Raw genomic sequence first — 9,714 nt, forward strand, 5'->3', positions numbered from 1 at the left:
AACAACGCTGGCCGCTTAATCAAATCCACCAAGGGCACGGCTACGCTTAGCTACACCTACAATGCCCTTGGGCAAAGGGTGAAGAAAGTTGCACCAAGTGGCACAAGCTTATTTGTTTACGATCAGCAAGGCTATTTGATCGGTGAATATCAGGCGGATGGTAAGCCTGTGCAAGAAACCGTTTGGCTAGGCGATCTACCCGTTGCCGTCATCAGCCCATCAGGTGCTGGCAGCAGCATCAACTATATCTGGGCCGATCACCTTGGCACCCCCCGCCAGATCTCAGATCCTGCCAATGGTAAAATCATCTGGCGCTGGGACGGCGAAGCCTTCGGTAATAGCCTAGCGGATGAAGACCCAAGCAATACGGGTAAGAAATTCAGCTACAACCTACGCTTCCCCGGCCAGTATTTCGATAAAGAAACCGGCAAACACTACAACTACTACCGCGATTACGATCCGGCAACGGGCAGATATATTGAATCTGATCCGATTGGTTTGGTGGGCGGGATTAATACTTATGGGTATGTGGGTGGGAATCCGCTGAGTTTTACGGACCCGACTGGTGAAGCTGCTACGTTAACTTGGTGTTGGGGTGGTCCGTGGGCGTGTGCCGCTGGGGTTGGAGCGCTGATTTTAATGTCTCCACCAGGGCAGAAAGCATTAAAAGATGCGGCAAAGTCAGCTTCAGACTTTTGTCAGCCGGATAATAAAGATCCCTGCGAAGAAATTAGAAAAAAAATTAGGGATACAAGGGCTCAGCTTACTAAGAGAGAACAGCAGCTTTCTAATGATCAGCATGATCTTTTTAATCGGGCTTATTCAGTCAATCCAGGAGGAGACCTTGCAGGTAAAGGTACTTATACTGGACATCTGGATATGATAAATTCAGTTAAAAAAGGGCTCGAAAAAATGGAAGCTCAAGCTAAAGCGATGGGGTGTCTTTGATCCATACTTAATTCAATTGTTACGGGTGCGTTTTCTATACGCATTAAGGTGTATGTAATGGCGAGTGTAATTATTAATGATAAATTGGTTGGAGATATTTTAGACATTCTTACAAAAGAAACTACCTTTCCAAGATCATCGTTTTACTGTGAAATTCAAGATGATTTTCAGCTTCTTTTTATTTCTATTTCAATTGACAATTTTCCTGAAAATGAAGTCGAATTATCACTAAAACGAATTGCGGAAATATTGAATAGTTTGATGCCAACAAGAAGTAATGATTATTCGTGGGTTGTTGGTTTGAAGCGTGAGAATGAGGTTGTTGATAGTTGTTTTGGCGGCAATTTATCAGCCTCTAACTGGGGAGTTTAATTTGCACTTAGCACGTTGGGTTTCTGTAGCCCTGATGGCTATCAAATGGGCTGTCTTTATTAATCACTGCTCTGCCTCTTGTTAAAAGAGTGGCGGGTTAGACTTATGACTAAGTACTCAGTCATAAGTTATTGGGTATTTCGAAAATCAGCATCGTCATTCCTGTGCAGGCGGGAATCCAGCTGTGCTACTGGATCCCCGACAAAACCGTTCGGGGATGACGCTTTTTTAGCCTACTTTAAATACATGAAAACTTGTTATTCACTGCTTAACCCGCAATACCCCGCGTTGGGCTTTGTAAGGCCGTAAGTCGTATGGTTTTGTAGGGAGCCAATAAGCGCAGCGCATTGCACCATTTGCATCATACGGCGTAATGTGTGTGCCCCCCCAGACTTATTAGCGCCCTACAAGTTTATTACGGGTGACGGTCTTGAAACGAATTGCGGAAATATTAAATAGTTTGATAGCAATAAGAGTTGATGGTCATTCGTTGGTTGTTGGGTTGACGCGTGAGAACATAAGCAATCGAGTCTGACCCTTTTGAGTACGATTTAAGCGGCAACCGCACTGACTAAACCGTAGGCGCGGCAACCACAAATTATAAGCACGACCCCCAAAGCAATCGCCTGCTCTCATCTACAGGAGCAAATCAAGCCACTTACACTTACGATGCGGTAGGTAATCGCGCTAATGATAATGGCTGGGTGCTTGCTTACAACAACGCTGGGCGCTTAATCAAATCCAGCAAGGGCATGGTGGCTGTCAGCTATAGTTAAAACGCCCTTGGGCAAAGGGCGAAGAAAGTTGCGCCAAGTGGCACTAGCTTGTTTGTTTACGATCTGCAAGGCCATTTGATCGGTGAATATCAGGCGGATGGTAAGCCACTGCAAAAAACCGTTTGGCTAGGCGATCTACCCGTCGCCGTAATCAGCCCATCGGCTGCTGGTAGCAGCATCAACTATATCTGGGCCGATCACCTAGGCACCCCCCCGCCAGATCTCAGATCCTGCCAATGGTAAAATCATCTGGCGCTGGATGGTGCTTATTAAAGTTATATTCAACTAAAGTTGGCGGCTTTATTGCTTCGTAACGCAGCTAATGATTTTTATTTTATTGATTATTTGCTTAATAGTCTTACTATGCCGTTATTTCATATCGTGTGATTATTCTGTAGGGTGACAATTAACGAAGCATATTGCACTCTATATCAATTGTTTTTATGTTTGTGTCTGTCATGTTTGGCTTGTTAGGCACTTCATGAAACTGCAAAAAAACGTTGTGCTGCTATTGCTATAAAAACTTAAACTTAAACTTAAACTTAAACTTAAATTTATATTTTATTCTTTTGATTTTTTTGTATTTTGTAAAGAAACACCCACACCACAGAGCCCACTTGCCTTTATGATGGTGTTTTTTATCGATTGATTGCCATGCTGCATAAACTTGCTATTGCCAATTACCGTTCCTTGCGCGATTTAATCGTTCCTTTGGCTCAGCTCAATGTCATTAGCGGTGCTAATGGCTGTGGGAAATCGAGTTTATATCGTGCTTTGCGCTTAATTGCGGAATCTGCGGCGGGGCGTTTGATTGGGCATTTGGCGCAGGAAGGGGGCTTTGCTTCAACTTTGTGGGCGGGGCCAGAGACTATTTCTAACGCGATGCGCCGTGGTGATGTGCCGATTCAGGCAACGGTAAGAAAAGCCGCTGTTTCTCTCAAGCTGGGCTTTGCTGGCGATGATTTTTCCTATGCAATTGATTTAGGTTTGCCTATACCCAGCTCATCGTTATTTGCGGCAGACCCCGAAATAAAGCGCGAGCAAATCTGGGCAGGGAGTGCTCAGCGGGAGGTTACCTTGCTGATGGATAGGCGTAATGCCGTTGCCAAAACGAGGCTAGGGCGCAGTTGGCAGGTAATCAGCCAGCATGTGCCTACTTACGATAGTATTTTTAGCCAGTGTGCCGATCCGGTAAATGCGCCCGAGGTTTTGCAGCTACGCGAGGCAATGCGCCGCTGGCGTTTTTATGATCATTTACGCACCGATGCCAGTGCGCCAGCACGGCAGGCGCAGATTGGCACGTACACGCCTATTTTGGCGAATGATGGCGGCGATTTGGCCGCGGCGCTGCAAACTATTATTGAAATCGGCGATGCCGCTGCGCTGATGGCGGCGGTTGACGATGCTTTTCCTGGTGCACGGATCGAGATTGCCGTGAACGATGGTCGCTTCAGCGTTTTGATGTGGCAGCGTGGCTTATTGCGCCCTTTGGCCGCGAGGGAGCTATCGGACGGCACGCTACGCTATTTATTGTTGATTGCCGCTTTGCTTAGCCCGCGTCCGCCGGAGCTTTTGGTATTGAATGAGCCTGAAACCAGCTTGCACCCCGATTTATTGCCCGCTTTAGCCCGCCTAATTTCTGCCGCTGCAGTGCACAGCCAGGTGATTGTTGTTAGCCATGCCAGCCGTCTGGTTGCGGCACTTGAGCGTGAAGCGGATTGCAATTCGATTATTTTGCAAAAAGACTGCGGAGAAACGTCGATTTTAGGGCTGCGTGATTTAGATAAACCGGCATGGTCATGGGCGAATAGATAGGGCTTGCTCTCAGCCATCGGCTATTTTTTTGTTATTTATAGATTTTGTGCACATTTTATTGGGTTGATTTAGAAGGTAGGGAATTTTTCTGCTTCTTCCTTAATGCCCTATGTCCGCTATTTTCCGAATTATCTTTTTTGTGTTCCACTTTTTAATTGGTCTTAAATGTTGAAGCTTCTGAGCTCTCCTGCTTATGTTTTTTTAATTTTGGCGATCGTGTGTGCGTGGTTACCTGCGGTGCATTGGGGTAGGTTTTCTATCCGGCCTTGGCTTGTTTGTTTTGCGCTGGCGCTTTGCGGCGCGCTGGCAACGGGCGTGTTGGGGCTTGTTGGCTTATTGCTTGTTCTTGTGCTGGCTTTAGCTTTATTGGGGGCGGGTTGTGATTGGCTGCCTAAGGTTTTTCGGCTGGCTTTGGGCGTGGTCGCGGCTTTGCTAGCGCTGGCTTTGGCGATGCATAAGCTGCCAGGGTTTAGCAACTTGCTGTTATTTAACGACGTGCAATTAAGCGGTGATGCTTTGCCTTTTACCCTATATGCCAATTTTGATAAGGGGATAGCAGGCTTATTGCTGTTGGCTGTGTTTTGCCATAAGGCGCAAAACCTAGTCGAGCTAAAAATAGATTTTAGACGCTCGTGGTGGCTTGTTTTTATAACGATTCTGCTGTTGAGTATTGTGGGGCTGCTTAGCCAGTTTTTCCGCTTTGATTTTAAGTTTCCAACGGCTACGGCAGTATTTGTTGTCGTTAATTTATTGCTGACTTGCGTTGCCGAGGAGGCGTTTTTTCGAGGCTTTGTGCAAGAATCTTTGCACCGCCTGAGTAGTAAGCCTTTAGGATCAGTGCTGGCGGTGGGCGCTTCGGCGCTGTTATTCGGGCTGGCCCATTTGGCGGGTGGCGCGATGTATATGGCTTTAGCTAGCTTGGCAGGCTTGGGCTATGCCATGGTGTATCAGCAGAGCAGGCGTATTGAAATGGCGATTCTTCTGCACTTTGGATTTAATCTTATCCATTTTCTCTGCTTTACCTACCCCAAGTATGTAGGAGCATAGGGGCTAGGATGCCGGAATGCTGGCAGGTTGTGCCGCCTGAGCTACTTTCGGCGCTTGGCTGGATTTTACTTCAGCCACAGTAGGGCTGCTATTACAGGCATCCCCTGCATTATCTACCCAGCATTCGCACTGATTGATATTGCCCTTGCTATCAATTTGTACTTTAAGTGCACCAATTTTGCACCAGCGATTATTCAGGCTGGAATACAGATGATCCACATCAAGTGTTTTTGGGCTAACGCTGTGTGCAGGCAGGGTGTAAATACCGTGCTCACCATCCCATACAGCAACAGGTAGGTTGCTTTGATTCACTACTTTGCCATTTAAGGGCCAAGGCCAATACATGGCGGAAGAGTAGGAGCTGAGGCAACTAATACTTAGAAAAAGCAGGGTATAGATGATTCGAGTAGTGCGAGTCATAGGCACAATGCGCAGAAAAGTCAGCTGGCTATCATGCCGCTATTCCCTAGCTTATGGTTGTGATCTATTGCCGCTTTAGAGCGTTAAAATTGAATACACGCTCGGCCAGCATCGAGCGCAAAGCAGGGGCAGCCTTCTAAATAACCATCTGCTTTGACGGTGACGGTATGCGGCCCCACTTTGCACCAGCGTCCAGATGGGCTTTCTTGCACATGGTCTACATCCAACTCATGCCCTGAGCGGGTGTGTGCGGCAATTTTGTAGTACAGGTGATCGTCGTCCCAGACTTGGGCTGGCTGAGCGGATTGGTTAATGAGTACGCCATTCAGTGGCCATGGCCAGTGCCCGTCCTGCTCCTTTTCTTGCATGATGGAAAAGTAGGCAACGGCACTGGCACTTGCGATTAGGCAAATACCTAGGGCAAAGAGGCGGGTGGATGTGAAAAATTTGCTCATAGTTTGGTCAGGTCACACTGCTGCCGCATCAAAGCGGCTAGTATTTAGTTTCGTTTAAATAAAGCCAAGGCGGCTAGGCGTTGCACCGCGTGATCTACGATGGGGGCAGGATAATCATAGCTGGGCTTGATGCCAAAAATAGCTTTGATTAGCCAAGGAGCATGAATTTCTTTATGGCTTAGCTCCGCCAGCTCTGGGCAATAGCGGCGGATAAATTTACCTTGTGGATCAAAACGCTCAGATTGGCTTACTGGGTTAAAAATCCTAAAATAAGGCTGGGCATCGCAGCCCGTTGATGCGGCCCATTGCCAGCCACCATTGTTGGCGGATAAGTCAAAATCATTGAGTTTTTCGGCAAAATATTGCTCGCCCCAGCGCCAGTCAATGAGTAGGTCTTTGACTAAAAAGCTGGCGGCAATCATGCGTAGGCGATTATGCATAAAGCCGGTTTGATTCAGCTGGCGCATGGCGGCATCCACAATAGGAAAGCCAGTGCGCCCCTCGCACCAAGCGGCAAAGTATTCTGGGTTATTGGGGAAGGGCAGGGTGTCGTATTCAGGCTTAAATGCGTGGTGGACGACTTCTGGCCGATGCCAAAGAATTTGCTGATAAAACTCGCGCCAGATCAGCTCAGATAGCCATGTTTCAGCGCCACGCCCACCCATTTGCCAAGCTCTTTTTGCTAGCTCACGAATCGATACCGTGCCAAAGCGTAAATGCACGGATAAATAAGAGACGCCTTTTACCGCTGGAAAATCACGGGCTTCTTGGTAGTCATCAATGCGCAGGCAAAAGTCATTAAACAGCGCCTCGCCGCCTGCCATGCCGGGCTGCAAAGTACTTACATCGACATCATCAAAGCCCAGCGTCGCTAGGCTTGGCATGGCTTGCAGAGGGAGTGCGGCCAGATGCTGTAGATAGGGTTTAATAGGGTAAGATTTTAAGTAAAAATCATTAAGTTTGGCGATCCAACTGCGTTTATACGGCGTAAACACGCTATACATGCCGCCCGTTTTAGTGAGTACTTCATCTTTTTCAAAGATCACTTGGTCTTTGTAGCTATGCAGTTGGCAGCCCGCTGCGGCCAGTTGCTCTGCCACATGGGCATCACGGGCAATGGCAGCAGGCTCGTAATCGTGATTGGTGTAAACGGCGCTGGCGTTAAATTCTGCGGCTAAACGCGGGATTTCTAGTTCTGCCTTACCGTGGCGAATGACTAAATCAGATCCTTCTGCCATTAAGCTGGCTTTTAGCTGCTGCAGGCTGTGCCAAATAAAAGCAATTCGTCGATCATCTTGCTTTAACCCATCTAAAATAGAGCGATCAAAGATAAATACCGCAATCACTTTTTGCGAGGATTTTAGCGCGTGATGTAAGGCTGCGTGGTCAAATAGACGTAAATCGCGGCGAAACCAAATCAATGATGTTGTGGGCATAGGGGGCTATGAATAGAATTAACGCCCTATTGTGCCACTTCTGCAGCATGGGTGACGCGCTGTAATCTGCGGCTTGTGCGATAATTGGAAGCATGGATAACGCAATGAACTTTTCTCGTCATTTTTTGATTGCGATGCCTAGCCTCGTTGATCCGATTTTCTCCCGCGCTTTAACCTTTGTGTGTGAACACAATGAACACGGTGCGATGGGGGTGATCGTGAATCGGCCGCTAGGTATGACGCTGGCTTCACTCTTTGAGCAGATCGATATCGAGCTGCATCGCCCCGCTATGGCCGAGCTATCGGTGCATTTTGGTGGGCCGGTACAAACCGATAGAGGCTTTGTATTGCACACCCCCTTGGGCAGTTGGCAATCTAGCTTAGCGGTGTCTGATGAAATGGGGCTTTCTACCTCCAGAGATGTCTTGCAGGCATTAGGAGATGGCGAGGGGCCAGACCAGGTGTTTTTAAGCTTGGGTTACGCCGGTTGGGATGCGGGCCAGTTAGAAAACGAAATCGCTCAAAACTCATGGCTCACCGTAGAAGCAGATCCTAAAATTATTTTTGATCTACCTCCCGAAGCGCGTTATGCCGCTGCCTTGGGATTGCTGGGCATTGATATCGCGATGTTGTCTAAAGAAGCGGGCCACGCGTAATCCACCCCTTAAAGAGAACTCAGGCTTGAGCCAATTCGTGCATTTCTGTGTGATGGGTTCAGGGGGTGAGCCTCTGATAGGTGCGCCAGTTTATTAATTCGCTAACATTTTGAAACCGCTCTGGTAATGCCTTTGGCATTGTCATCTGGAAAACAATGAGTACTCTTCTGGCTTTTGATTTTGGTGAAGTGCGGATCGGTGTGGCCGTTGGCTCGTCTGAGCTGGGTATTGCCCATCCGGTAGAAACCATCACGGCGGAAGAAAACGATCGCCGTTTTGCACGGGTTGAGCAATTGATTCACGAATGGCAACCCTCTTGTTTGATCGTTGGCTTACCTAGCCATTTAGATGGCACACCATCTGATATGACACGCTTATCTAAGAAATTTGCCAATCGCCTGCATGGGCGCTTTGGCTTACCCGTGTTTTTGGTGGATGAGCGGCTGTCTAGCGCTGCCGCCAGCATGGCCCTGAATGATGCCGGTGTGCGTGGCCGCCGCCAAAAGCCCGCCTTGGATCAAGTGGCTGCGATGCAGATTTTACAAACTTATCTGGATTCCCCAGCAACGGGCGAGGCCTTAAGCCACCGTTCCTCTGAGGCTCCAGTGATTCAATCCGGTGAGGATAGAGATGTATAACCCGCAGTTAAATGCTCAAGGCGAGCTGATTCATCTATTAAGTACCGAAGGTTTGCCAAAGCGTATCCTGACGCAAATTCTTGACCAAGCCGCGCTCTATGTAGAAAACGGCGAGCTGCTCAATCAAAAATGGCCAGATCTGGCTGGCACGTCTGTTTTTAATTTGTTTTTTGAAAACTCAACGCGCACCCGTACCACCTTTGAGCTGGCTGCTAAGCGCTTAAGCGGCGATGTATCCAGCCTGAATATCCAAGCCTCTAGCACCGCCAAGGGCGAAACGCTGCTCGATACCATTCACAACCTAGAAGCAATGGGCGCAAATCTATTTGTGGTGCGCCACTCAGAATCGGGCGCAGCCCATCTGATTGCTAAGCACGTTAAAAAAGGCATTGCCGTGGTGAATGCTGGGGACGGCCGCCATGCACACCCTACGCAAGCCATGCTGGATATGTTTACCATTCGCCACTTTAAAGGCGATTTTACTAAGCTGCGTGTCGCCATTGTGGGCGATGTGCTGCATTCACGCGTGGCGCGCTCGCAAATTCATGCACTAAGCACTTTGGGCTGCCCAGATATTCGCGTGATTGCGCCTAAAACGCTGTTGCCGACTGGCATCGAGCAACTGGGCGTACACGTTTATCACGATATGGCCGAAGGCCTGAAAGACGTGGATGTGATCGCCATGCTACGTTTACAAAACGAGCGTATGGCGGGGGCTTTTTTGCCCTCCACGCAAGAATTCTTTAAATACTATGGGCTAACCCCAGAAAAGCTGGCACTGGCCAAGCCGGATGCCATCGTGATGCATCCAGGCCCGATGAATCGTGGTGTTGAGATTGATTCTGCCGTGGCTGATGGCCCGCAGGCGGTGATCTTGCCGCAAGTGACTTTTGGTATTGCTGTGCGCATGGCTGTATTAGCGATTGTTGCCCGTAACCAGAAATCCCTTAGCAACGCCTACTGCGCTCGGTGATCCGTCGTTAAAAACCGGCTAAAAATGCTCATTTACTATCTGATGTTACGCACCCAAAGCCCGAATCCGTTAACCTTACAACATGAAACTTAAAGAACTTGAACTTTATACCGACTTCCTCATTGCAACTTGCGGCAAAGCAACTGCGACAGGACTGGCCGACGCGCTGGATCAAGAA

At 48.4% G+C, this 9,714-nt stretch carries 11 protein-coding genes; 8 read left to right on the forward strand and 3 right to left on the reverse strand.

Annotated elements, in window-relative coordinates:
• From Q0R17_RS12590 to Q0R17_RS12610, 5 genes are all read left to right on the forward strand, one after another.
• The coding region (locus Q0R17_RS12590) for an RHS repeat domain-containing protein (RefSeq protein ID WP_293935645.1) at positions 1-948 on the forward strand (948 nt) is incomplete at its 5' end.
• Between the two features lie 57 nt (positions 949-1,005).
• Positions 1,006-1,320, forward strand: a complete 315-nt coding sequence (locus Q0R17_RS12595) for a hypothetical protein (RefSeq protein ID WP_293935646.1) — start codon at positions 1,006-1,008, stop codon at positions 1,318-1,320.
• A gap of 824 nt (positions 1,321-2,144) precedes the next feature.
• Positions 2,145-2,339 carry a hypothetical protein gene (locus Q0R17_RS12600; RefSeq protein WP_293935647.1) on the forward strand — a complete coding sequence of 65 codons (195 nt, stop codon included), beginning with the start codon at positions 2,145-2,147 and terminating at the stop codon, positions 2,337-2,339.
• A gap of 411 nt (positions 2,340-2,750) precedes the next feature.
• Entirely contained in the window at positions 2,751-3,911 is a 1,161-nt protein-coding gene (locus Q0R17_RS12605) for an AAA family ATPase (RefSeq protein WP_293935648.1), read from the forward strand.
• 165 nt (positions 3,912-4,076) lie between these two features.
• The gene (locus Q0R17_RS12610) at positions 4,077-4,958 is read left to right on the forward strand and encodes a CPBP family intramembrane glutamic endopeptidase (protein ID WP_293935649.1); all 882 of its coding nucleotides are present in this window, start codon (positions 4,077-4,079) and stop codon (positions 4,956-4,958) included.
• 3 nt (positions 4,959-4,961) lie between these two features.
• Here Q0R17_RS12610 and Q0R17_RS12615 read toward each other — a convergent pair whose 3' ends face one another.
• From Q0R17_RS12615 to Q0R17_RS12625, 3 genes are all read right to left on the reverse strand, one after another.
• Positions 4,962-5,378, reverse strand: a complete 417-nt coding sequence (locus Q0R17_RS12615) for a hypothetical protein (protein WP_293935650.1) — start codon at positions 5,376-5,378, stop codon at positions 4,962-4,964.
• An 83-nt stretch (positions 5,379-5,461) separates the two neighbouring features.
• Complete coding sequence (locus tag Q0R17_RS12620; protein ID WP_293935651.1) at positions 5,462-5,833, reverse strand: hypothetical protein; 372 nt, start codon at positions 5,831-5,833, stop codon at positions 5,462-5,464.
• Positions 5,834-5,877: 44 nt separating this feature from the next.
• Positions 5,878-7,269: a deoxyribodipyrimidine photo-lyase gene (locus Q0R17_RS12625; protein WP_293935652.1), complete on the reverse strand. Its 1,392-nt coding sequence runs from the start codon at positions 7,267-7,269 to the stop codon at positions 5,878-5,880.
• A 104-nt stretch (positions 7,270-7,373) separates the two neighbouring features.
• Here Q0R17_RS12625 and Q0R17_RS12630 point away from each other — a divergent pair, with 104 nt between their 5' ends.
• The 3 genes from Q0R17_RS12630 to Q0R17_RS12640 all read left to right on the forward strand — a co-directional run bounded on the left by Q0R17_RS12630 (position 7,374) and on the right by Q0R17_RS12640 (position 9,536).
• Complete coding sequence (locus Q0R17_RS12630) at positions 7,374-7,925, forward strand: YqgE/AlgH family protein (RefSeq protein WP_293935653.1); 552 nt, start codon at positions 7,374-7,376, stop codon at positions 7,923-7,925.
• A 155-nt stretch (positions 7,926-8,080) separates the two neighbouring features.
• Complete coding sequence (gene ruvX / locus Q0R17_RS12635) at positions 8,081-8,563, forward strand: Holliday junction resolvase RuvX (RefSeq protein ID WP_293935654.1); 483 nt, start codon at positions 8,081-8,083, stop codon at positions 8,561-8,563.
• On the forward strand, positions 8,556-9,536 hold the full coding sequence (locus Q0R17_RS12640) for an aspartate carbamoyltransferase catalytic subunit (protein WP_293935655.1): 981 nt from the start codon (positions 8,556-8,558) through the stop codon (positions 9,534-9,536). The genes ruvX and Q0R17_RS12640 overlap by 8 nt, the downstream gene beginning before the upstream one ends.
• The last annotated feature ends 178 nt before the right edge of the window (positions 9,537-9,714 follow it).

The sequence above is a fragment of the Iodobacter sp. genome (assembly GCF_025352645.1).
Lineage (GTDB): Bacteria > Pseudomonadota > Gammaproteobacteria > Burkholderiales > Chitinibacteraceae > Iodobacter.